Source organism: Mesorhizobium jarvisii (genome assembly GCF_003601985.1).
Taxonomy (GTDB): Bacteria; Pseudomonadota; Alphaproteobacteria; order Rhizobiales; family Rhizobiaceae; genus Mesorhizobium; species Mesorhizobium jarvisii.
Window position 1 is genome coordinate 653957 of the sequence record NZ_QZXA01000001.1, and the last position, 22710, is coordinate 676666.

Here is a 22710-nt window from a genome sequence, read left to right on the forward strand (position 1 = left end):
GTTACGCTCAGCCTATTTAACGCCTGCCTTCTCGGCCGCGTCGAGGAAGGGTTTTCCCTTTTCGGCGGCATTTTCCTTGTTGATCAGCACCGCGGGCACGAAGGTGAAGGGCGCCACCTTCTGGCCGGCAAGATATCTGGCGGCATTGTCAACCGAAGTCTTGCCGATTTCATAGGGCTGCTGCGCTGCCACGGCACCGGCGGACGACTTCGAATCCATCACCATCTTGATGACTTCCGGGCTGCCGTCGATGCCGTAGGTCTTGACCTCGTTGCGGCCGGCCGCCTCGACCGCCTGCGTGGCGCCGATCTGCGGCACGTCCCAGCAGGCCCACACTGCGCCGATCGAACCCTTCTCGGGCGACTTGGTCAGCATGTCGGTGACGTTGGAATAGGCGCTCTGCACGGTGTTCGGGATGACGTCGCGTAGTTCCGGTTCGACGATCTTCACGTCGGGAAACGAGGTCAGCACATATTTCAGCTGGTCGTAGCGGATCTTGCAGACCGGCACGCTGTAGAAGCCGTTGAAGACCAGCACATTGCCCTTGCCGCCCATGTCGGCGACCATCTGCAGCGCGATTTCGGCGCCGATATTGTAGTTGTTGGAGGTGGTGTTGTTGATGGCGTGCGGTGTCGCGGTGTCGACGGTGAACAGCGGGATGCCGGCATCGCGGATCTTCTGCAGCCACGGGTTCAGCACTTCGAGATTGCCGAGCTGCTCGATGATGGCGTCTGGCTTCTGCGCGATCAACGTCTGCAACTGCGCGATCTGCTGCTGGTCCTTGCGGCCGGCGTCGAGCGCGATGACTTCGCCGCCCAGCTCCTTCACCCGGTCCTGGATGCCGCGGAAGGCCATCAGGTCCCAATAGTGATCGGTGCCGATAGCGGAGACGCCGATACGCTTGCCCTTCAGCGACAGTTCCTCGGCACTCGCGCTCGATATGGCAGCCAGGCTGCAAGCCGCCGCCAACCCCAAAGCGAGCGCCTTGACGAGGCCTTTCATGGATCCGGTCATTTCATTCCTCCCTTGTTGATCGCTCCGGGCCTTCCCGGAGGATTCTGCCAGATGACTGCGGCTCAGGCAGCAGCCTCCTTGTCGCGCAGGCCATAGCTGGCCATGCGCTTGATGACGTTTTCGATCTCTTCCTCGGACAGGATCGGCGGCTCGCCGATCTGCAGGGCGCCGTGATACTGGCGCGCCAGCGTTTCCACCTCGACCGCCAGCCACATCGCCTGGCTGAGGCTGGAACCGACCGCGATCATGCCGTGCTGTGCGAGCAGGCAGGCCTTGCGGTCGCGCAGCGCCTCTACCGCATGCGCCGAGAGCTCCGCCGTGCCGAAGGTGGCGTAAGGAGCGCAGCGAATGTCACTGCCGCCGGCAACCGCCACCATGTAATGGATCGCCGGTATCTTCCTGCCCATGATGGCGATGGTCGTGCAGTAGGTCGGATGCGCGTGGACGACCGCGTTGACCTCGGGCCGCGCCTTCATGATGTCGAGATGGAAACGCCACTCGCTTGACGGCGGCAGGCGCCCGTCGACCTCGCCGTCCCAGGCCATGAAGACGATGTCCTCGGGCACCAACGTCTCGTAAGGCGTGCTGGTCGGCGAGATCAGCATGCCTTCGCCATGGCGCCTGCTGACATTGCCTGACGTGCCCTGGTTGATGCCCAGCGCGTTCATCTCCAGGCAGGCGTCGATGATTGCCTGGCGTGCCTCTAGGTCCGAAACGGTCATGCGATATTCCAATCCTTGCTCGGCCCTCACCAGGCCGTGTAGCCGCCATCGATCGACAGGATCGCGCCGGTGACGTAGCTCGACGCCGGCGAGGCGAGAAACAGGATCGCCGAAGCGATCTCGTGCGGCTCGCCGAGCCGGCCCATCGGCGTCATGTCGATCCAGGTGTTGAAGAGTTCGGGCCGCTCGCGCATTTTCAGCGTCATCTCGGTGCCGACATAGCCGGGCGCGAGCGCGTTGACGCGAACGCCTGACTTCGCCCATTCGACGGCGAGCGCCTTGGTCATCATGTGCACGGCGCCCTTGCTCACCATGTAGGACGGCGCGGTCTGCGGACGGTTGATGATCAGGCCCGACATCGAGCCGAGATTGACGATCGAGCCCTTCTTGCGGGCGACCATGGACCGGCCGAAAGCGCGCGAGGCCCAGTAGACGCCGTTGACGTTGACATCCATCACCAGGCGCCATTCCTCGTCTGATGTGTCGAGCGCGGTGTTTAGGCGAGCGATGCCGGCGCTGTTGACTAGTATGTCGACCTGGCCGAAATCGCTGACGATCTTGGCGGCCTTCGCCTCGACGGCACGCGGATCGGTGACGTCGAGCACGCGGCCATCGACGCTTCCAACACCGGCCTTCTTAAGCGCCTCGGCGGCTGCATCCAGGCCCTGCGTATTCACGTCGAGCAGGACGATGCGCGCACCGCAGGTGCCGAGCGCCTTGGCGGCCTCCAGACCGATGCCGCTGGCACCGCCGGTGACGACGGCAACCTCGTCCGTCAGGTCGAATTGCGACCGGTAGTCCATGCAAATCCTCCATCAGGATCAGGCTTGGCGCGGGCAAAATCTTCCTCTCGCCGCCGAAGCGGCGTCGCAAGCCAGCCGGTCCTGATAATGCCTGGGTCAGGCTCCTCCCGGCCCCATGACGAGGACGTTACAGAAGCTTCCCTGGTCCGTCAATCTGGTTATAACCAGAAAACGGAATCTTTTTTGTGCTGTGAAAACTCAGGTGCGATCGACACCGTTCACCGTCGCGGACGGTTGCTCGACCGCCATGTGGATGCGGGCGACGGAGGAGTTGTAGAAGGCCTCGTAATATTCGAGCGCCGCACCGTCCGCGTCATAAGCAATCGACTCGATTTCGATCAGCGGCGTGTTGGCGGCAACGCCCATTTGCTCGGCCTCTTCCTTGGTAGGCAACGCCGCGCGCAGCCAGCGATCGGCGCGCTTCACCGTCAGGCCGAACACCGCGCGGATGGTGCCGAAAATCGACTGGTTTTCCGATAGGATGTTTTCGAGACCGGGCACCCGGTGCCCTGGCAGGCTGATGCGCGTCATGGTGATCGGCGCGCCGTCGGTCATGTAGACGCGGCTGATCCGGACCACGGTGCCATTGGCGGGAATGCCGAAGACTTTGGACTCCTTCTCGTTCGGCGGGCAGCGGTAGATTTCGAGCGTGCGCGTCGAGACCTTGTGGCCTTTCGCCGTCAGGTCGTCGAACACGCCGAGATTGGCGGTCATGAAGTCGACATGCTCGCGCGGTGCCGCGACGAACATGCCCTTGCGCGGCATCTTGATGATGCGGCCTTCGCTGGACAGCGAGCCGATCGCGGCGCGCACGACCGGGCGCGAGACGCCAAAGAAGTCGCACAGCGCCTGCTCGGAAGGGATGCGCGAATTGGCCGCCAGCAGGCCGGTGTTGATGGCTTCCTCGACCTGGTTACGCAATTGCACCCACAGCGGTGCGGCCTCGTCGCGATTCAGTTCGACCTTGGAACCGATCGTGCGGAACGCCTCGGCGGCTCCGGCATCTTCCTGGTCGTAGCGAGGACGCCCACGCATTCTGGTCGTTTGTTCCATTCAACCCGCCGCAAATCATTTTGCCGCGACTCAGAGAGCGGCAGCGTCCTCCCCTAGCGGAGGCCGCCTGCCATATTCACGCTCTCCGGCAAGTTTCGCAACCACAGCATGGCCGAAGCCCCCAGAAGCGGCCCGGGAACGAGCAGCAGGAAGGCCCAACGCCAGCCGCCGATGAGGTCGGCGAAGCGCGGTGTCAGCCAGATGGCCAGCACCGTCAGCGCGAAACCGGCACCGAGCTGCACCGACAGCGCCGTGCCGACGAAGCGGCGGTCGGCGAGTTCGGTGACGGCAGCGGAAAACTGCGCGGAATCGCCGACCACCGAAATGCCCCAGACGATGGCGACCAGCATGAACAGCCAGAGCGGCCCCGTGAACAGGAAGCCCATCAGGAGTGCACAGCTTCCCGAGACGATCATCATGCCGGCGGTGGTCGCCGTTCGGCCGATGCGGTCCGAGAGATAGCCTCCGAGCAGGCAACCGAGGATGCCGGAGGCCACGACGAAGAAAGTCGACAGCGAGGCGATAGCGGCCGTTCCAATCGCCTGCGCTTCGAAAGCGGCGCGCGTGTAGGCAAGCAGCCACGCCCACATGGCGTAGAGCTCCCACATGTGGCCGAGATAGCCGAGATTGGCGAGCAGCAGCGGCTTTTCGCGAAACACCTGGCCGATGCGCGACGGCTCGAACACCGCTTTGCCGAAGGGATAGGGTCCTTCCCTGGCAAACAGCAGGAACAGCAGCGCGCCGATGGCCGTCGCCAGGCTGGCGGCGGCAACCACCGGCCGCCAGTCGAGCGCGCTCAAGGCGGCACGGAAGAGATGCGGCAGCGCCGAGCCGATGGTCAGCGCGCCAATGACCGCGCCAAGCGCCAGCCCCCTGTCGCGCGTGAACCAGGTTGCGACCAGCTTCAGGGCCGGCGGATAGACGCCGGCAAGTGCCGTGCCGGTGACGATGCGCGCGGCAATGGCGCCGCCCGCATCGGGATGAAACAGCAAGCTGGCATTGGCGAGCGCGGCGACAAGTGCTGCGGCCGCCATCAGACGGCTGAGCCGCACCAGGTCGGGAAGGTTGACCAGGCTCGCCACCAGCGCGCCGATCACGAAGCCGACCTGGACACCGTTGGTCAGCCACGCCTCGGCGCCAGAGCTAAGAGCCAGTTCCTGCTTCAACTCCGGCAGGATGGCGGTTGCCGAAAACCAGGTGGTCAGCGACAGGACGACAGCCAGGCAAAGCAGCGACAGCACACGCCAGCGTTCGCTGTCGGCGGCCACGCCAGGACGGCTGTCGTCCATCGCGCTCATGCGCCTTGCAGCGGCACGGTGAACACCGTCGCGGTGCCGGTAAGACAAAGCTCGCCCTGGCCGTTGCGCACGGATGTCTCGATCTTGCAGATCGGCTTGTCGGGGCGCACCTCCTTGACCTCGACGCGTCCGGTGATCTCCTCGTCGACGCCGACCGCCTTGACGAACTTCCAGGCGACTTCGAGGAACACGGTGCCGGGTCCCGGCAGGTCTTCGGCGACCAGCGCGTTGAGGATGCCTGAGGTGACGCCGCCCTGGACGATCAGCTTGCCGAACACCGATCTCTCGGCGAGCGCGCGGTCATAGTGCAGCGGATTGCGGTCGCCGGTGATGTCGGTGAACGCTTCGATGTCGCTGGCGCGCGTGCGCCGCGTGCGTTCGGCGAAGGCGCCGACTTGCGGGCGGCCTTTCACCACGCCTGCCCAGCCGTCTTTCGTCTCGGTGCTCATTGCGGCTTCCTCCTCTGTTGCGGTTTCGACTGGTTTGAAGGCTGGCAGGACGCGGCCGCCGATCGCCGTCGGCGCTAGCTGCAACGCGTCCCCTGCCCTGGGCGGCTGTGCGCCAGGCAGGATGAAGCTCAGCATGGTCGGACCCTCGGCCAGTTCGACCAGCCCGACCACGTAAGGTGCCGCCGGCAACCAGCCGGCATGGCCCGGCTTGTGCACTTGCGAAAAGGATTTCAGCCTGCCCTTGCCCGACACCTCTTTCCAGACAAGGCGCTTGCCCCAGCAATGCGGGCAGATCGGGCGTGGATAGAACACGGCCTTGCCGCAGTCCTCGCAGTGCTGGATTTTCAGCCGCCCTTGCGCCGCCGCATCCCAGAATGGCTGGGTCAGCGCGGTGCTCGTCGGGGCCGGGGTCTTCAAGGCGTTGAAATCGATGGGCATCAGCCGGCTCCCAGCACGAGCGCGGTCGCCTCGCTCATCGTCGCGCCATTGCCGGTGACCAGCGCGAGGCCGGCCTTGCCAATCTGGCGTTCGCCAGCATCGCCGCGCAGCTGCCGCACCGCTTCGACGACATGGGTCATGCCGCCGGCAAGATCCGGCTGGCCGAAGCCGAGCTGGCCGCCATGGGTGTTGAGCGGCTTGTCGCCCCGGTGAGAGAGATCGTGGTCACGCAGCCATGCGCCGAACGCGCCCGCCGCGCAGAGCCCGGCATCCTCGATCGTCGTGGCGACCATGATCGTGTAGCAGTCGTAGAGCGACAGAAGATCCATCTCCTTGACGCCGGTTCCGGACTGCGCGAAGGCCCGGGCCATGGCGCTCTTCAGCGGACCGGAGGTCAGGCTGGGCGCCTGGCTGACCGCGCGATGCGTGACCTTCTCGCCGGCGCCGAGCAGATGCACAGGTCTTCTGGGCAGCGACAGCGCACGTTCGGCCGAGGTGACGATCACCGCCTCGCCGCCGGCAACCGGCATGACGATTTCGTAGAGATGCAATGGCGAGGCGATCATCGGCGAAGCCAGCACGGCGTCCGCATCCGCCGGTTTGCCGAAGAAGATTGCGTCCGGGTTGAGCTGTGCGTTGGCCCGTGCCGCCGCGGCGATCAGCGCGAAATCCCTGGCTGTCGAGCCATGCTGCGCCATATGGGCCTGCATCAGCAGCGCGTAGGAGATGTTGGCGCCCGAGGCGCCGAACGGCACGTCGAACTCGCGGATCGGATTGCGGTTGGGCGAGCGCGGTGCTGCCTCCTCGCGATTGTTGGCGAGCACGCACAGCACCGTCTCGCACATGCCGGCCTCGATGGCCGCCGCCGCGCGCCAGACCATCCCCGCACCCGAAGCGCCGCCGAGGTCGACGACATTGGCCATGGTCGGCGCCAACCCGAGATACTCGGCAATCGTTGCCGGGACATGTTGCGGCGTCTCGCCGACCTGCGGCCCGACCAGCAGCCCGTCGATCGCGCCCGGCTCCAGCCCGGCATCGAACACCGCCAGGCGCGAGACCTCCGCGATCATCTCCAGCGTCGTCACGCCGCTGGTCAGGCGCTGCGGCTTCAATTCGCCGATGCCGACGATCGCTCCCCTGGCCCGGCTCATGCCGCCTTGCTCCTGTCGAGCGCGCGGTATTCCTCGAGGCATGCAGGATTGGCAAGCGAAGCCATGTTCTTCACCGGCTTGCCCTCGAGCGTCGTTCGCGCCGCACCTTCCACCCTCTTGCCGTTGAGCGTGTAGGGCACGGCCCGCACCGCATGAATGCGATGCGGCACGTGGCGCGGCGATGCGCCTTCACGAATGGCGCGGCGGATCTGCGCGGCGAACTCAGGAGTCAGCTCAAAACCGTCGTTGAGCTTGACGCAAAGCACGATCTCCTCGTCGCCTTCGACCGGCGCGCCGAACACCAGACAATCCTCGATCTCGGCAAAGTCTTCGCAGGCGGCGTAGATTTCGGCCGTGCCGATGCGCACGCCGCCGGGCTTCAACGTCGTGTCCGATCGACCATGGATGATCCCCGAGCCATGCGGGGTCATCTCCGCGACATCGCCATGCGTCCAGATTTCCCGGCGTGCCGCGAAATAGGTGGCGTGGTAGCGCGCGTCGCCGTCCTTTCCCCAGAATGTCAGCGGCATGGACGGGAACGGTTCGGTGCAGACCAGGTCGCCCTGCCTGGCTATGACCGGCGCATTGCGCTCGTCCATGACAACCACCGCGAGGCCCAGCCCCTTCACTGTCAGTTCGCCACGGCGAACCGGATGGATCGGCGAACCGAGCAGGAAACAGCCGATGATCTCGGTGCCGCCCGAGATCGAGGCAAAGATCATATCCTGCTTCACATGGGCGTAGACCCAGTCGAACTGGCTGGGCGAGACCGGCGCACCGGCCGAGAGCAGGGAGCGCAGCGAGGACAGGTCGTGCAGACGTCCCGGCGCGTAGCCTTCGGCGGCCAGCGTCGCCAGATATTTCGGGCTGGTGCCGAAATGCGTGACGCTTGCACGCTGCGCCATTGTCCACAGCGGACTGGGGTCGAGGCCATCAGCGGTCTTCAGGATCGGCGCGCCGTCATAGAGCACAACAGCCGCGTCGCAGGCGAGGCCCGAGATCAGCCAATGATACATCATCCAGGCCGTGTTGGTGTACCAGCTCATGACGTCGCCGGGGCGGACATCGCCATGCAGCAGATGCTCCTTCAGATGCTGGAGCAGCACGCCGCCGGCGCGGTGGACGATCGCCTTGGGCGCACCCGTGGTACCCGAGGTGTAAAGCACATAGGCCGGATGATCGAAGGGCACGCGTTCGAAGGCCAACGGAGCGTGTGCGCCGAAATCCTCGAAAGCAATAGCCGCCGGCATGGCGGGCTTATCGTCGCCGGTCAGCACCAGCGTGGTCACCGTCGGCATCGCCGCGACGATCTCGGTTAGCCTGCCGGAGATGTCGTGCTCCTTGCCCGCATAGCGGTAGCGCGGTGCTGCGAACAACACCTTGACGCCGATCTGGCCGAGCCGGTCGACGATCGCCGCGGCGCCGAAATCGGGCGAGCAGGACGACCAGACAGCGCCGATCGAAAGCGTCGCCAGAAGCGCCACCAGGCCTTCGACCCGGTTGGGCAGGATGCCACCGACGCTGTCGCCGCTGACCACGCCGGCCGCGCGCAGGCCTTGCGCGGTGCTGGCGACGAGCCGACGCAACTCGCCAAGGGTGAAGGTGCGGAAATGGCCGCTCTCGTCGGCCTCGATGACCGCGACCCGATCATCGTCGCCCCGCAGCAGGTTTTCCGCGAGATTGAGCGATGCGTCCGGGAAAAACCGGCTCTGCGTCATCGGCTGCTGATCATCCCGCAGGAAAGATCGCGCGCCGGGATTGCCGATCACGCCGGCAAAGTCCCACACCGCCCGCCAGAACGCACCGGGATCACTGACCGACCAGCGATGCAGCGTCTCGTAGTCGCGCGGGTTGAAGCCGTTGGCCAGGCAAAAGCGCGCAAGGTTGGACGATTGGAACGCGGCTGGCGCCGGCGCCCAAAGCACGGATGACATGGATTTCCTCCCGGAATGCAGGCCGGCACGAAGCCGTCATCTTGTCTGCATGTTGCTTTCAGATTATTGGTTATAACCAGAATGTCAAGCGGCGAGCACAGCCTGTGTGCCGCGGAGGTGGAGGACGGGAAATTGCAGGATGCGGTGTATATCGTCGCGGCCAAACGCACGCCGATCGGCAAGCTCAACGGCGCGCTCGCCAGCCTCTCGGCGGCGGAACTGGGCGGGCAGCTCATTCAACCGATGCTCGCCGAAACCGGGCTTGCGCCCGATGCCGTCAGCGAGGTGATCATGGGCCAGGTGCTGACCGGTGGCGCCGGGCAGAACCCGGCAAGGCAGGCATCGCTCAGGGGCGGCCTGCCGGTCAGCGTGCCGGCGATGACGGTCAACAAGGTGTGCGGCGCCGGACAGAAGTCGATCCATCTTGCCGCGCAGGCCATACGCTGCGGCGACGCCGATTGCGTGATCGCCGGCGGACAGGACTCGATGACGTCGGCGCCGCATTTCATGTCAGGCATTCGCGGCGGCGTGCGCATGGGCGACCGGGTCGTCAAGGATTCGATCATCACTGACGGGCTGTGGGACGCCTTCCATCAGGTCCATATGGGCGTCACGGTCGAGTCCCTGGCGCAGCGCTACCAGATCACACGCGACGAGCAGGACCGTTTCGCGTTGCGCTCGCAGGAGAAAGCCGACGCCGCCATCCGCTCGGGAAGGTTCGGTGACGAGATCGTCCCTGTCTCGATAAAGACCAGGCAGGGCGATGTCATCGTCGGCCGCGACGAACATCCAAACCCCGCGACTACCCTCGAAGGACTTGGTCGACTAAAGCCGGTCTTCGATCCGGCGGGGACAATCACGGCCGGCAACGCCTCCGGCCTCAACGACGGTGCGGCAGCCGTACTTGTGATGTCGGAAACACGGATGAACGAACTCGGGCTAAAGCCACTCGCCCGCATCGCGTCCTATGCTTCGGCGGGGGTCGAGCCGATGGACATGGGGTTGGGGCCGGTCGCGGCCTCACACCTTGCGCTGGAGAAGGCCGGCTGGCAGGCATACGAGCTCGACGTCATGGAGATCAATGAGGCCTTTGCCGCGCAGGCCATCGCGGTCAACCGCGAGATGGGCTGGAACGAGGAGATCATCAACATCAGCGGTGGCGCCATCGCGCTCGGCCATCCGCTGGCCGGATCCGGCTGCCGCATCGTGGTGACGCTGCTCCACGAGATGACGAGGCGCAACGCCCGAAAAGGCCTGGCCTCACTCTGCATCGGCGGCGGCCAGGGCGTGGCGATCTGCCTCGAACGATGAAGCTGAACCTCTGCGCAGTTTTAGTCTGAGAAGAAACGGGCATGGTCTTGGCCACGCCGCCTATTAATTTCATGATCCGACGAACGGCAGCTTTGGTCAACGGCAAGGCTCAACTCTACGACCGACTTGCGGCGCAAAGTAGACCTGTCTTTGTGCACGCCGTTCTACGCTGTAGCCCTCTCCCCTTTCGAAGCGTCTTTACTCTGACCCGCCGCACCCACCGGTCGCTGAGATCGACGGAGATCTTGTTGACGTTGTCGTTCAATCCGGCGTCACGCGCGGTTCCGGTACGCCCAGCTATTGTCCCGACACGAGCGCCTCCGTCTCATCGGCGACGTTCGTGCCGGCCGAGCCAGATTTCCTTTTGAACAAAAGCTTAGACGTTCAAGCAACTGGATCGAAAGCCGCGGGAAAGGCAATTCTTTACGATACGTTAACCGCGTCGACACTTTGGCACGGATTTCCGTAACGGAAGCCAAAAACCAGGTGCATTGGTCGCCAATCCGTTTTAGTTTACATTCTATAAATGCGTTATTCGGCGAAGTTGAATTTGAATTAGCCACACTTTTTGTGGCCGATCCTCGCTGTAGCGACCCAATACAAAATTGAACTTGCAAAGATATTGCCTGTAAAGAGCGATGAGGCCGCCGCTCCGGTGGCCGGGGGGCTTTCGTGCATTTTCTTTTGCTCGTCTTGCTGAAGAAACACGTCTTCAATCCAGCGATCGCCCTGGCAGCGCTTCTTGTCTGCGGCGGAGGAACTAACCTTGCCGCAGCTCAGCAAATGTGCGGCCAGGCGCTGTCACAGTGCGACCTGCAGACCGACTCCGCATGCCTCGAACGCACTTATGCGTGCGGCGAATATGATACCGTTATCCAGTCGCTCTTCGTCGAGCGGTTCGAACCGACGCCCGACCAGAAATACTTCGTCGGTGCATCGTTTTACGGCCGCCACATCCGCGAGCGCGCCGCCGGCGTGCAGTGCGAGATGGTGAAGTTCGCGCGCGAATACCTGACCGACTACCTGTCCGGCGTTGAGGCCGAGTTCACCACCAGCGGCTCGTTCGGCACGATGCGCCAGATGGATCAAATCTATCATGCCGCGCAGATGCTGACCGACCTCGGCGACGTCACCGGCTGCCCGGAATCGGCGCTGACACGCGCCACGGTCGAGGACATCGCCCGTAGCGAGGCCGTACGCTATGCACGCTCGGTGTTCCTGCAGCCGCCGCCGGAAGCTCGTTCGTCGTTCGACACGCTGCAATTGGCGCTGAGAAGCTTCGTCAGTCGGGCGTCCGACCTCGAAACGGGGATCGCCCTGCGCCGCGTCGAAATCAAGTCGGCCGAAACGCATCTGAAGGCGATCCGCGCCATTTTCGCTGAGATCTTCGGACCGGTGACCGGGGCGGGCGCGACGCTGGTCGCCAACACCTCGATTCTCGACGGCCTGGCCGCGAATACGACGCAGATGCTGCGCTCGGTCGAAGTCTCGGAGGGAGAATTCAAGCGGGCGCTCGGCAACGTCACGCCAGAGCAATACGCCAATCTCAATCGCAACACGGTCGCCAGCGCGGAACATTTTCTCAAGGTCTCCGCCTTCCACATCAACATGATCGGAGTGCTGCTGCCCACCGATCCGGCAAAGCCCTTCTGGCGGCTGGACGCCGAGGTTCATGCCGACAACGCGGCCCAAGGGGCATTCAACGATCTCGCCAAGATAAAGGCAGACTGGAAGGCGCACGGTGCCGCGACCGGGATCTGCGCCCAGGCTGGCGCGGCAGACAGGGTGTGGTACTGCCGATGACAAGCCTCCGAGACATCGCGTTGTCTCTGATCGTCAGTTGCGTCCTGGCCGACGCGGCCAGCGCCGCATCGATCCTGGAGCGCGCCTACACTTCCGAGAAACTCGACGGCTTCTGGAACGCGACGCTCTCGAACGCAACGCCCGAGACGAGCCGGTTCAACCTGCTCGCCCCCGGTCCCGCCGCCGTCGAACCGAGCCACGAGGCAACGCAGCCCGATTTCGGCCTGCCCTTCGCCGGCGAGGTGATCGGCGAGGCGTCGGGCTCCTCCGGCGGCAGCCGCAGCGTCGGCTTTCCGATCATCCCGCTTTCGGCCGACGACGCCTCGGTGCTGATGCGACGGCTCGCGTGGTCGGAGATCTACCTAAGCCGCTACCGCTTCTTCGCCCCAATCTCGACCGATAGCGCCGAAGAGCTCGCCGCGCTCGTCGGCCGACAATACGCCGCCGCCGTAGAGGCCTATCTGATTACCGGGCGGCTTTACTTCTCCGGGGCCGACCTGCCGGAGAAATGCCGACACCTGACGCGGATGAACGAGATCAATGCTGGACCTTTGTCGGGCGCCAGCATGGATGCGCTGCCCGCGGCATGGCGTCCGCTGTTCCCGATCGTCGAGGCAGTGCGTGCTCGGCTCGGCTCGGACGCGCTGGCGAAACTGGTCTGTTCAGTCAGGCCGGTACGCGGCCGGGCCGAAACGACCGGCCTGATCGAGACGCGGGTGCGCGCGCAAATCGTCAAGGCGGTCAGGACGAAGGTCGACGACACGCTCAACCTGATGAACGCCGCTTCGACCGAATACCAGTCGCTGGTCAACGAGATGGACGTGTCGATCAAGTCGGCCGAGGTGATGGAGCTGGAGCGTGTGCTTGGCAACGCGCAGGCTAACATGGTCCTCGTCAAGGAGGATCAGCTGAAGGCAGCCGAGACGATCGCCGCGCTGCAGGCCGTCGACCTCTCCAGCCTCAACCAGCCGGAATCGCTAAAGGAGTTCGAAGACGGCAAGGCACGGATGACGCAGATCGTCGGGCAGATAGAAAGCGTCATGACGGCTCTGTCCGGGCTCGCGCATGTCGTCGACGATCCGGCGATCACCGCCGAGCTTTCTTCCTGCACAGGACTGGCCGGAGCGTATTCGAGGCTGGATCTCACGCTCGACACCGGTGCTCTGACCGCGAGGATCAACGGCCCCTACGAGGACTGCATCAACCATGCCCGGGCGGTGGTCGGGCGGTTCCAGAATCCATCGCTTTCCAAGGCGCAGATGGCCGAGCTTGCACGGCACGTGCGCCAGATTTCCGAGGTCTTTCTGTCGACGGGGCAACCATGAGACGGTTCTTCCTGCTTTGCGGACTGGTCGTCAGCATCGTTTTCGGCGCGGCGGGAATGGCGCGCGCGCAGGACTGCATGGCGCTCGATGTCGACGCGGCGGCCGGCCATGCCGGCGAGCTGACGACGCTGCTCAAGATCGCCAATTTCCGCGCCGACGTGAAATACATGGGTGAAGTCGCCACCGAGCTCGAACAGTTCCTGACGACCTGCGGCGACGAGGCGACCGGACGGCTGGCGATCGTGTGCGATTTCGACTGCCACCTGCAACTTGGACGCTATCGCCTGTTCCTCGCCGCCGACATGCCCTTCCTGTCGTCGGCAAGCGGCGTCAGCCGCAACGATACGCCCGTTTCGCCGCAATCGGCGCAGGAATTCGGCCGGCAAGGCATTGAGATCGTCGACCGAGGTCTTCGCATTCTCGCCCGACAACAAGGCGGTGACCAGGGCACCGCGGCGGGAGAAGATGCAAGTTACCGCACCTTCGTGCGGCAGCTGACGGCGCTGTCCTCGCTGAAGATCCAGCTGCTGATGAACACCGGGGACGTCTGGTACCAGACCGTCTCGGAAGCACGCGTCAAGGCGCTCGACTTCCTGGTCAACGATACGCTTGGCGCCGTCGGAGGCGCTGGCCTCGACAGCCAACCCAACCTCTCCAAGGCCTACACCAACTACGAGGCCGCGATGTGGGTGCTGGTCGAGACGCAGATGGATATTCCGGGCGAGTCCACCTACGACGACCTGCGCGCCGACCTGCTGCTGCAGCAGAGCGACCTCGATGCGCGCATGGACAGCGTGCGCAAGGGCTTCCTGTTCCTCAACATCGACCCGATGCAGTTCACGACGATTCCGTTCGAGGAACTGCAGCAGGCCCTGGCCGAGAGCGAGCAGCGGTTGACCGAGGTCGAGCGCAATGTCGAGGCGCTGGTTGAGCGGTGGTACGCCAACAAGGAAGGCGAAGCGACCCGCGCGCTCGACGAGGAGCGGACGATCCGCAGCCAGGAAGTCAACCTTATCGCCCACAAGATCGGCAAGCTGGAGCACGAGGCACAGACCTTCGCCACCACCGTCCAGCAAGAGATCAACGCGGTCGACGCCGAGAAGGACACGTTCGGCTATCGCCAGCAGATCAGATCGCTGGAAATCGAGCTCGGCACCAAGATCGCCGAGTTCGAAAACCAGCGCCGCCAGATCAATGACAGGCAGGAACTCGACCTGATCGTCCTCTCCAAGGAGGCCGAAGTCGAACGGCGCAACGAACTGCGCTGGCTGCTGAACTGGGAAATGACGCAGATGAACCTCGATCTGCAAATTTCCTCGCTCGAAAGCCAGATCACCGAATATGCCCGCCAGACCGAGCGCAACGCCAACCAGCTCGAACAGGCGGTTCGCCAGCGGCAGATCCTTCAAACGCAGATCACCAACAACCAGGGCGCGATCGCCCGCGCCAACGACACAATCACCGAACTGCAACTGCGCCAGACCGACCTCTATCAGCGGCGCCGGGCCGTCGACCGAGAGCAGCTTTGCGGCATCGAGAATCAGCTCGCCCTGATCGGAGATACAGCCGACCATCCGTTCACCCCGCTGCTCGCGGGCGAACAGCCATGCCAGACCGTGACGCCGGCCTTCACGCGCAACCAATACGTTGCCCAGATGTGCGGCCCGGACGGTCAGTCGGGCCTCCGGGCCCAGCTCTTGAACTCGCAGACACAAGCGAAAGCGTTCCTGATGAAGTGCGTCATCGGCAGTGCCGACTTCGCCGATGTCGAGCCGCTGATCGCCGACCAGCAGATGATCACGTCGAACATCTCCCTGCCGCAGGAACTTGCAAACGTCGATTGCGGTTCTTTTTCCCAGACGGAAACGGACTTCGCCAAGAAACTCTACGAAGCCGAGCGGGACCTCTACGCGAAGAGGAAGGCGGACCTTGAGGAGGCGCGCGACCAGGTCGACGGCCAGTTGTCGGAAGTGATCGCCTGGTTCGTGGCGTTCAACGGCACCACACAGGCCGCGCAGGTCATCCTGACTTCGGTGCAAGGTGCATATTCGATCGGCGCCGCGGTACCCGAAATCATCACCTGCGCCTGCGGTTTGGGCAGCGGGGTCGCGACTGTGGTGGACGTCGCCAAACCGATCAGGGCGGCGTTGGAGGCGGCCCAATCCATCCTGTCGACGATCATTAACACCGGCCAGATCACTCAGGCGAACATAAATGAAATCAATGCGCTGAAGCAGCGTCTCACGCAGCTCCGCCAGGCGATCGGGCAACTCGATCTCGACAAGGCGCTCAAGGCAAGGGCGCTGGTCGACACGCACTTCCAACTGGCCGGCCGGTTGGCGCAAGGGGCACAGGACATCAAGGAATTGGCGCTACAGGGCTCGATGGCGGCGGTCGACTGCCAGAGCCAGGATCTCAGCATCGACGAGCAGGTGGCGCGGCTCAAGTCCGACCACGAACGCATCCTCGCCGGGCTCGATCTTCAGGCGCGCGAGAACGACTTGCTGAGTTTCCAGATTACCGACCAACAGCGCACGATCGACCGGCTGACCAACGAGATCGCGATCCTCAATCTCGAACTAGACAAGCTGTCCCTGTCGGAAGCCCAGCTCAACCAGGACAACGCACGTGTCGCCGAACTGGTCGCGGCAACCAACAGCCGCATCGACCGCGTCCGCGCCGCGCAGACGACCGTGACAGGCCTCGCCGAGGAATCAAACGCCTCGACCAACCTGATCAATGAACTGCGCGACCGGCAGAAGGACAAAATGCTGGCGCTGAACGATGCCGAACTCGCCTTCGTCGAGCAGCGCATCACGCAGTCGCGCGGCAACACCGAGGAACTCGTCGCGGGTCTGAACCAGGCAAAGGATCTCGGTCTCAAGAGCCGCGCGCTGCAGGACAGCATCCTGAAATTCCAGAGCAACGTTCAGGCCGAGGTTACAAAGCAGCAGGAGGACATGACGAAGCTCGTCACACAGATCGACGATCCGGCGACGCGCAAGAATCTGTTCATCGCGACCCAGGACACCGTCGCCGATCTGATGAAGGGCATTCCCGAATATCTGGTGACTAAGCGGCGCGTGCTCGAGACCGCCAACCGGCTGATGCACCTGATGAGGCGCCGCTTTGAAGTGGTGCAGGCCTTCACCGGCGAGGCGGCGACAGTGCCCATGGTCTATGTGCGCAACGCAACCCAGCTGCAGGCGATGATCGACGACATCGTTGCCAAGCGCTTCTTCGACGAGCGGCAGATCAATATCGATGTCGCCCAGATCGTCGTGCCCGCCAATTCAGGTTTCGCCCGCAAGCTGGCGCTCGACGAGAATGTCGAGTTCGAGGTTTCGCCGTTCGCGTCGACCGAAGCGCTGATGAAGGCAAACGGCTATTTCGCGCTGTGGGCGCCCAACAAATTCCGCGAGCGCAAGAACCTGACCCTGATCGATGTCTTCGCCGGCACAGACTACCAGTGCACGGGAGCGCAGTGGAACCGCTTCGCCTTGCAACACCGCGGCAGCGGCTTGGTCTTCAAGCCGCTGACCAAGGGATCGAGCGAGGTCAGCGCAGACATTTCGGTTGGGCCGGAGCGGGTGGCGTTGCAGACCTTCTTCAACCAGGCCGACAGTGGCGACGAGATCAACCGGATCATCCGCTATTGGGTGCAGGATCGCTACCAAGCGCGCAAATTCCCGCGCGCGCCCGGACCGTCGAACGACACCAGCCTGATCCTGCCCTATCTCGGCGCGCCGCTGATCGGCTCGTACCGACTGTCGCTGCAGCCGAGCGATTGTCCGTTCGACGGCGCCGTGTTCACCCTCTATTTCATCTTCGCGAGCGCGCCATGAGAGCCGTTGGCGTCATAGCAGCGTTCGGCCTGGCGCTCAGCGCGACGGGAGCAGCCGCGCGCGACCTCTTCGTCGACAATCTCGCCGGCTATACGATCGAATCGCGCGTTCTCGACGCTCCCAACTGCGAGGGGCCGGCCATTCCGGACGGCATGCTGAAGACCTTCGAGCAAGGCCTCTGCGTCTTCCATCGCCCGGCCCGCAGTCCGGCCGACAGCCAACGTGCGGCCAACCTGATGCGGGAGGCGCAGACCCGCGGACTGCCGCCCGTCCACCAGCAACTTGCCGGGCTGATTTCAGGCTTGGCGAACTGTGCGGAGGCGACGCGCCATCTCGATGCCTACCGCGCTTCGGGCAACCAGAGCCGGATGGAGCAGACACTGTTCTGCCGCGACCGGCGCCACAGCCAGGCCGACCTGAACGCGATCGAATGGAACCATGCGCTGTTCGAATATGCCGACGGGCTCGCTTCGAACCGAACGCTCGATCAGAGGCTGGCCGAGATGAGCGTGTGCCAGGCCGGACCCTTGAGCGCCGATTTCGACGCCCAGTGCGGCCTGATCTCCAACCTGTCCGACACCGAGATCGATGCCTTCGCCGATGGGGCGGCGGGCAAGGTGATTGAGAGCTACTTCGCCAGCGTCGAGAGCCCGATCACGGCGATGTTCTCGCGCAAGCTGAAACGAGCCGAGGGCCTAGTGCAGAGTTCGCGCGCCGGCATCGATGACATCAATGCGGGCGCCGACACGGTGAACAAGGAATACGCCGCTTTGAACCAGGTCTATGAGGCGGCGCGCGACACCAAGATGGGGCCGATCTACAACGCCTACCGCGAGGCGATCCTGAGGGCGACCTCGATCCTCGACGAGTTCGACCGGTGGAAGGGCGGGCTGTTCATAACCTCGGAAAACATCAACCTGATGCCGAAGATCACCGAACGATCGGGCGAGATCGCGGGCGAGAAGACGCGCGTCGACGGCCTCGCCTTCGAGGCCAAGGCGAGCGCACTGGTCGGAGACATCAAGCGCATCATCAATGCCGATGCCGAGAACCGCGCCGCGGTGGCCGCCTTCTGCCGCATCTATTTCTGCGAACTGACCAACCGCCGCGCGATGGCCGACGTCATCCGAACCTGCCGTCGGCCGGCGCTCGCCAACAATCCGCTGTGCGTCGGCCAGAACGGGCAGATCACCAATGGAACTCTTACTGTCGACTTCCAAGGGCCGCATTCGATCACCGTCAAGGCGCTGTGCCAGTCAGCCGGCCTCGATCCGCTGATGACCGAAGTCAACATGGACCCCGCGCGCGCCGCAAGCTGCTTGAGCGAGTTGAGATGAGACGGGCGGTCGTATTGCTCACCCTAATCCTCGCAGGCGCGTCAGTGGCCCGCGCCGAGCCGCAGCTTGCCGCTTTCGTCACCGACCAGAACAACGACGTCTATGTCGCGCTTTTCGACGGCAAGGCGGTGGAACTCGCCGGCTGCTCCAGCGCGGGTCAGGCGAAAAGGTTGCTGCACCTGCCCGACACCGCTCTCGTCGCGGAGGCGACGCTCGCCAAGCTTCAGGCTGAAAACAGCTTTGGGGCGCAGCCTCGGCTGCCATGTCCTGGGACGGCGTTCAATATCGACTGGCAGGCGACGACCGCTATCTGGGCCGATGTCGAGGCATCCGGCAACTACTATCTCCCTTCCCCCTCGGGCACCGGCTATTTCGCCGTGCCCACCGCCTGCGCAGAGATCAAAGCGGCACTTGCCATCCGCGAGCGGCTGCAACTGCCGGGCGTACTCCAGGGTTTTGCCGCGCCGCCCAATGTCGGGACACCGTTCGTACTCGATTGCGGACGCGGCGATCTCGGGGGCCTATCGGATATTGCGGCGGCGAGCGTGGCCCGCTGGAGCCTGCACCGGTTCGAAACCTTCCTCAGCGCTGAAAGCATCGGCGACACGATCTATGTCGTGCGCTACACGCCACCGGGCGAAGGCGCTCGGCCCTCCTACCTGCCGATTGCGCGCCTCGACGGCAAGGCTACGCGCGACATCATCGCCGATGCGGCCGCAGCCGAAGCGGCGGAGACGAAGCTGCGAGCGTTCTTCGGTATCGCCGAGGCCGAGGCGGTAACCCTGCTCGGCGCCGACGCGGTAGCGGCGCTTCGTTCGGCGCCCTTCGTGGACCTGTGTCTGTCGAACTGCGATGGCTATCAGCGCGAGCACGCGGCCTTCGCGCAGCCGGGCATCGACCTCGGCCTGTCGCCGCTGTCCGCAGGCCTCTCCATCACCTCGCTCGACCCCCTCGGCAATGCGCGACTGGACTGGACTTTCGCGGAAGGGCGGGCGCTATCCTTCACGGGTTGCCCGCTTCTAACATCGGCGCTCGGCCTCTCCGCCCCCGGCATTGGCGACTGGATGGGCGAGACGGATCGCGCGCTGACCGCCGCTCCACCGCCGGGTACCAGCTTCGACTGTCGAGGGTCGGCCAGTGATACGTGCGTTCGCCGCATCAATGATGGCGGCACGCTGACGCTGGCGCAATTCTCCTCCGAGGGCGATTGCGCAGGGCGGGCGAATCTCAGGCTCGAACTGCCCGCATCGGTTAAGACGCCGCAGACACTGATCTTGAAGGGACTGCCGTTCAAGACGGTGCATATGGCGCCGGCCCCCGGCGTCGCCCGCACGCGGCTCGTCGGCACCGCCAACCGGGTGCCGGCCGGCACGTCGTCATGCATCCTGTCCGCCACCGGGGTGATCATCGTCGCGGACGGGTTGTCGCGGCTCGAACTCGAGCGGATCGACTTATCGCGGGCTGCCGATCAAGCGACGGATGAGGTCGTTGCCGTGATCGCTCAAAACGGCGCGGTCGCGCTCGACGATGTGACCATCGGCACCGTGGCGGATGGACTGTCGCCGATGGCGCGCGGCGCGTCGCTGTGCCTGGCCGACCTTTATGCGCGCGGGCTCAGGGTTGAAGCAGACATGCTGGCGATCCAGGGCGTTCGGGCGCGGCTGCTGATTTCGGCACAAGCGCCAGTCCGTTCCACCCTCGTCCGCGCGCGTTTCGGCGCGGTGCTCACCTCCGACAGCCTGATGCGGATGGACTTCACCGACATCGCCGCAGCCAATCCGCTGGTGCTGCGCGGGGCGGTCGTGGCGGGCCGCTCGGACGGGCTCGCGCCGACGGCGGCGGGCCTTGCGGTCGGCTCCGCTATCCAGCTCGAGCGCGGTTCGTCGGCGAATTTCACCACCTCTACGGTGTCCGGCTTCCGCTGCGCGGTCAGTTTCGCCGACAGCGCCTCCAGCGCCAGTTTCCTGCTGCCGGGCAACGACATCGCACACGACAACACCAGCCAAGCCTGCGGGCCAGGCCACTTCAGCCTGGTCGAATAGAGCGGAAGGGGAAAACCAGATGACCCGAATCGCCCAATCGCTGCTCCTGTTGGTGGCGCTGCTTGCGGCGATCACCGCAGGTCCTGCCCGTGCCGAGGAACCGAAGGTCGTCCTGTTCGAGGATCCGACGCTGAACGCCACTCGCTTGCACTATCCCCTGCTCATCTCCGAAGGACGCGGCTACCGCATCCGTTGCAGCGACCAGGCGGACGAAGAGGCGGTAATCCACGGACTAGGCTTCGCCACCGTGCCATCGCAAGTGCTGAGCGCCGTCGACAATGCGGTCGTCGCCGCCGACCCCGCCGCCAATCCGCTGTTGTGTCCATCCGCCGAGAACTACCCGATCAAGGTCTTCGCGCACGACGGAGGCAGCGGTATCGTCTACTACCTGCAGTTCCCGATCGATTTCGGGTCAACATCCTTTTCCGACCAACTTTACATTCCCGGCTGCGCGCCTTTGGTCGAGGGACTGGCGCTCAACCTCAACCAGGCGATCGACGCCGACCCCACCCCATTCTTCGCCGGAAAGGTCCATACCATCGCATGCGTCGCGGGACCGCCGCTTGTCGGACGGCCGACGACCTTTGCCAGTTGGTGCATCAAGGATAACCTTGATCCGGCCCAGAAGACGACGGTCGAGGAACTGCTCGAGCTGACACCTGGCGGTGCCTCCGCTCTTGGCAATCCGGCGGCGTGCGCAAGCGCGCAGGACTTTCTCGCGTCGAGTACGACACTCGACCTGGCCGGGCGACGGCTGACAAACCTCGAACCGCTGGCGACGCTTACCCATCTGACGCGCCTGACCTTGTCGGGCAATGAAATTGCCGACACGCGGGATCTGGGAAAGCTGACCAAGCTCACCTTTCTCGATCTGTCGCGAAACAGGATCAGCAACATCAACGTGGCGGCCGTGATGAAGGATCTGGCCGACGCCGACCTCAGTTCCAACCAGATCGCCGACCTGCGGCCGCTCGCCTCGGCACGGGCGCTGACACGGCTGGTTCTGGCCGGCAACAAGATCGTCGACGTGTCGCCACTGCGGTTTCTGCAAGAGCTCACCGCGCTCGACCTGTCGAAGAACCGGATCACGGATGCGCGTCCCTTGATGAGCCTGACCAAACTCGCCGCTCCGAACCTGCGCGCAAACCGCCTGGCCACGGCGCAGTCCGTCAGCGCCATCCTACCGTTCAATCCTTCGCTGGACGGCAATCCGGTCTGCATCAGTCGACCCGAGCAATCGACCACGGCCACCAGCAAGATTTTTGAAGCCTGCATCACGACGATCAAGGAGGGAGACGTGGTGATGGCCAATATGCAGACCGGCAAATGCCTGGCTGTTTCCGAGGGGCGCCTCGACAACAACGCGCCAGCCGTCCAGTTCACCTGCGACGGCGACCAGTGGCGTCGCTGGAAACTGGTCGAGACAGATGACGGTTTTCAGCTGCAGAACGTGCGGACCGGAAAATGCCTGACGATTTCCGGTGGGGTCAGCACCGGCAACAACATCCCGGCCCTTCAATTTGACTGCGACCGGGATCCGTCGCGGCGCTGGAAGCTGACCGCGACCGGCGATGGCTTCCAGGCTGAAAACGTGCAGACGGCGAAATGCCTGACCATCGCCGGCGGGGTGAGCACCGATGACAACGTCCCTGCCCTCCAGTTCAACTGCGACCGGGATCCGTCGCGCTTCTGGAGCATCCGGGCGGCTGACCCCGAAGTCATGTTGGTGAACCGACAAACCGAAAGGTGCCTTTCGGTTGCGGAAGGACGAACCGACAACAACGCACCGACGGTGCAATTCGACTGCAACGGCAGCAGTCAATGGCAGCGCTGGAGGCTGGTCGAGACAGGCGACGGCTCCCAGGTGGCGAACGTCCAGACGGGCAAGTGCCTGACGATTGCCGGCGGGATCAGCACCGAAGACAACATCCCGGCCCTGCAGTTCAACTGTGACAGCGATCCTTCGCGCCGCTGGAACCTGGTCGAGACCCGCGACGGCGTTCAGGCGGAGAACGTCCAGACCGGCAAGTGCCTGACGATTGCCGGCGGAGTCAGCAACTTGAACAACATCCCGGCCCTTCAGTTCAACTGCGACCGCGATCCGTCGAGCTATTGGACCATCAAGGCGGCGGACGAGAGGTAGCGCCGCCAGCGGTTCGGGCTGATTGAGCCTTGTCGATCAGCC

The 22710-nt window shown here is 64.2% G+C and carries 15 protein-coding genes; 7 read left to right on the forward strand and 8 right to left on the reverse strand.

Features of this window, described 5'->3' with window-relative positions:
* Positions 1-12: 12 nt before the first annotated feature.
* The 8 genes from D3242_RS03170 to D3242_RS03210 form a co-directional block, all read right to left on the reverse strand.
* Positions 13-1014 carry a sugar ABC transporter substrate-binding protein gene (locus D3242_RS03170; RefSeq protein WP_081296047.1) on the reverse strand — a complete coding sequence of 334 codons (1002 nt, stop codon included), beginning with the start codon at positions 1012-1014 and terminating at the stop codon, positions 13-15.
* Between the two features lie 62 nt (positions 1015-1076).
* Positions 1077-1736 carry an L-fuculose-phosphate aldolase gene (locus D3242_RS03175; RefSeq protein WP_064983486.1) on the reverse strand — a complete coding sequence of 220 codons (660 nt, stop codon included), beginning with the start codon at positions 1734-1736 and terminating at the stop codon, positions 1077-1079.
* Between the two features lie 26 nt (positions 1737-1762).
* A complete protein-coding gene (locus D3242_RS03180) occupies positions 1763-2539 on the reverse strand; it encodes an SDR family NAD(P)-dependent oxidoreductase (RefSeq protein WP_019856577.1) in 777 nt (258 codons plus the stop codon).
* A gap of 198 nt (positions 2540-2737) precedes the next feature.
* Positions 2738-3574 (reverse strand): GntR family transcriptional regulator, encoded by an 837-nt coding sequence (locus tag D3242_RS03185; RefSeq protein WP_064983488.1) that lies wholly within the window; start codon positions 3572-3574, stop codon positions 2738-2740.
* A 71-nt stretch (positions 3575-3645) separates the two neighbouring features.
* A complete protein-coding gene (locus D3242_RS03190; protein ID WP_064983489.1) occupies positions 3646-4890 on the reverse strand; it encodes an MFS transporter in 1245 nt (414 codons plus the stop codon).
* Positions 4887-5777, reverse strand: a complete 891-nt coding sequence (locus tag D3242_RS33860; protein WP_223217780.1) for a MaoC/PaaZ C-terminal domain-containing protein — start codon at positions 5775-5777, stop codon at positions 4887-4889. The genes D3242_RS03190 and D3242_RS33860 overlap by 4 nt, the downstream gene beginning before the upstream one ends.
* Positions 5777-6928 carry a thiolase family protein gene (locus D3242_RS03205; protein WP_064983495.1) on the reverse strand — a complete coding sequence of 384 codons (1152 nt, stop codon included), beginning with the start codon at positions 6926-6928 and terminating at the stop codon, positions 5777-5779. The genes D3242_RS33860 and D3242_RS03205 overlap by 1 nt, the downstream gene beginning before the upstream one ends.
* Positions 6925-8862, reverse strand: coding sequence for an acetoacetate--CoA ligase (locus D3242_RS03210; protein WP_064983497.1), 1938 nt, complete (start codon positions 8860-8862; stop codon positions 6925-6927). Before D3242_RS03210 ends, D3242_RS03205 begins: the two co-directional genes overlap by 4 nt.
* 132 nt (positions 8863-8994) lie before the next feature.
* On the opposite strand from D3242_RS03210, the gene D3242_RS03215 reads away from it, so the two are divergent.
* The 7 genes from D3242_RS03215 (at position 8995) to D3242_RS03245 (ending at position 22668) form a co-directional block, all read left to right on the forward strand.
* Positions 8995-10173, forward strand: a complete 1179-nt coding sequence (locus tag D3242_RS03215) for an acetyl-CoA C-acetyltransferase (protein ID WP_171880403.1) — start codon at positions 8995-8997, stop codon at positions 10171-10173.
* Between the two features lie 672 nt (positions 10174-10845).
* Positions 10846-11976: a hypothetical protein gene (locus tag D3242_RS03220; protein ID WP_223217781.1), complete on the forward strand. Its 1131-nt coding sequence runs from the start codon at positions 10846-10848 to the stop codon at positions 11974-11976.
* Positions 11973-13301, forward strand: a complete 1329-nt coding sequence (locus D3242_RS03225; protein WP_147377447.1) for a hypothetical protein — start codon at positions 11973-11975, stop codon at positions 13299-13301. The genes D3242_RS03220 and D3242_RS03225 overlap by 4 nt, the downstream gene beginning before the upstream one ends.
* Positions 13298-17146, forward strand: coding sequence for a coiled-coil domain-containing protein (locus D3242_RS03230; RefSeq protein WP_064983500.1), 3849 nt, complete (start codon positions 13298-13300; stop codon positions 17144-17146). Before D3242_RS03225 ends, D3242_RS03230 begins: the two co-directional genes overlap by 4 nt.
* Positions 17143-18483, forward strand: a complete 1341-nt coding sequence (locus tag D3242_RS03235) for a hypothetical protein (protein ID WP_064983501.1) — start codon at positions 17143-17145, stop codon at positions 18481-18483. The genes D3242_RS03230 and D3242_RS03235 overlap by 4 nt, the downstream gene beginning before the upstream one ends.
* A 14-nt stretch (positions 18484-18497) precedes the next feature.
* On the forward strand, positions 18498-20525 hold the full coding sequence (locus D3242_RS03240; protein ID WP_147377448.1) for a hypothetical protein: 2028 nt from the start codon (positions 18498-18500) through the stop codon (positions 20523-20525).
* Positions 20526-20544: 19 nt separating this feature from the next.
* Positions 20545-22668, forward strand: coding sequence for an RICIN domain-containing protein (locus D3242_RS03245; protein WP_064983504.1), 2124 nt, complete (start codon positions 20545-20547; stop codon positions 22666-22668).
* The last annotated feature ends 42 nt before the right edge of the window (positions 22669-22710 follow it).

Coding starts and splice junctions, on each gene's coding strand:
- D3242_RS03170 (WP_081296047.1), bottom strand. CDS start 1,014: ATGACCGGATCCATGAAAGGCCTCGTCAAGGCGCTCGCTTTGGGGTTG.
- D3242_RS03175 (WP_064983486.1), bottom strand. CDS start 1,736: ATGACCGTTTCGGACCTAGAGGCACGCCAGGCAATCATCGACGCCTGC.
- D3242_RS03180 (WP_019856577.1), bottom strand. CDS start 2,539: ATGGACTACCGGTCGCAATTCGACCTGACGGACGAGGTTGCCGTCGTC.
- D3242_RS03185 (WP_064983488.1), bottom strand. CDS start 3,574: ATGCGTGGGCGTCCTCGCTACGACCAGGAAGATGCCGGAGCCGCCGAG.
- D3242_RS03190 (WP_064983489.1), bottom strand. CDS start 4,890: ATGAGCGCGATGGACGACAGCCGTCCTGGCGTGGCCGCCGACAGCGAA.
- D3242_RS33860 (WP_223217780.1), bottom strand. CDS start 5,777: ATGCCCATCGATTTCAACGCCTTGAAGACCCCGGCCCCGACGAGCACC.
- D3242_RS03205 (WP_064983495.1), bottom strand. CDS start 6,928: ATGAGCCGGGCCAGGGGAGCGATCGTCGGCATCGGCGAATTGAAGCCG.
- D3242_RS03210 (WP_064983497.1), bottom strand. CDS start 8,862: ATGTCATCCGTGCTTTGGGCGCCGGCGCCAGCCGCGTTCCAATCGTCC.
- D3242_RS03225 (WP_147377447.1), top strand. CDS start 11,973: ATGACAAGCCTCCGAGACATCGCGTTGTCTCTGATCGTCAGTTGCGTC.
- D3242_RS03230 (WP_064983500.1), top strand. CDS start 13,298: ATGAGACGGTTCTTCCTGCTTTGCGGACTGGTCGTCAGCATCGTTTTC.
- D3242_RS03235 (WP_064983501.1), top strand. CDS start 17,143: ATGAGAGCCGTTGGCGTCATAGCAGCGTTCGGCCTGGCGCTCAGCGCG.
- D3242_RS03245 (WP_064983504.1), top strand. CDS start 20,545: ATGACCCGAATCGCCCAATCGCTGCTCCTGTTGGTGGCGCTGCTTGCG.